Genomic DNA, 850 nt, shown 5'->3' on the forward strand with positions numbered 1-850 from the left:
CCTAGGTTCAGGACTCACAACCAGAATAATATGACGGCGGCGAAGGCGCATGCGGAGAGGAAGATGTCGGGGCATCGATCGTAGCGGGTGGCGATACGGCGCCAGTCCTTGAGGCGGCCGAACATGTTTTCGATGCGATGGCGCTGTCGATAGAGGGTCTTGTCGTGGAGGATGGGGACCTTGCGGCCTTTGCGGGCGGGAATGCAGGGAGTGATGCCGCGTTCAAGCAAGCCGCTGCGGAACCACTCGGCATCGTAGCCGCGGTCGGCAAGCAGGGTGGTGGCGGATGGCAGGGAGGACATCAAGGCACGCGCGCCGATGTAATCCGAGGTCTGGCCTGCGGTCAGGAACATCCGGATGGGGCGGCCCTTGGCGTCGGTCACGGCGTGGAGTTTTGAGTTCAAGCCGCCCTTTGTGAGGCCAATGAGGCGACTGCGCCCCCTTTTTTCCGGTGCAGAGAGGAAGCGGTGCGATGCGCTTTCAGGTAGGTGGCGTCGATCATGATCTTGCTCACGTCCTGGCCTGCCTCAGCCAGGGTCATCAGCATCCGGGCGAAGACCCCCATGCGGCTCCAGCGAACCCACCGATTGTAGAGGGTTTTGTGTGGCCCATAAGCGACCGGCGCGTCGCGCCATCGCAGTCCGTTGCGGTTGACGAAGATAATCCCGCTCAGGATGCGCCGGTCATCAACCCGGGCGCGCCCGCGCGATTTCGGAAAGAACGGCGTCAGCCGCTCCATCTGCCTATCCGTCAGCCAGAAGAGATCGCCCATCGTATGCCCCGCCTCCACAGGCAGGTTGACTCACAGATCAGGCCTTCCGCGCAACCCCTTTATGGGTCCTGAACTTAG

The 850-nt window shown here is 62.4% G+C and carries 1 protein-coding gene; it reads right to left on the reverse strand.

Annotation, left to right across the window (positions count from 1 at the left end; translation table 11 throughout):
* Window positions 1-14: 14 nt before the first annotated feature.
* Window positions 15-772 (reverse strand): IS5 family transposase gene (locus JJQ90_RS26715; RefSeq protein WP_230411023.1). Its coding sequence is split into 2 segments (ribosomal slippage): window positions 15-433 and window positions 433-772, totalling 759 coding nucleotides; the frame shifts between segments, so codons are not numbered across the junction.
* Window positions 773-850 lie beyond the last annotated feature (78 nt).

It is taken from the genome of Falsiroseomonas oleicola (assembly GCF_019029495.1).
In the GTDB taxonomy this organism is placed as follows: Bacteria; Pseudomonadota; Alphaproteobacteria; order Acetobacterales; family Acetobacteraceae; genus Falsiroseomonas; species Falsiroseomonas oleicola.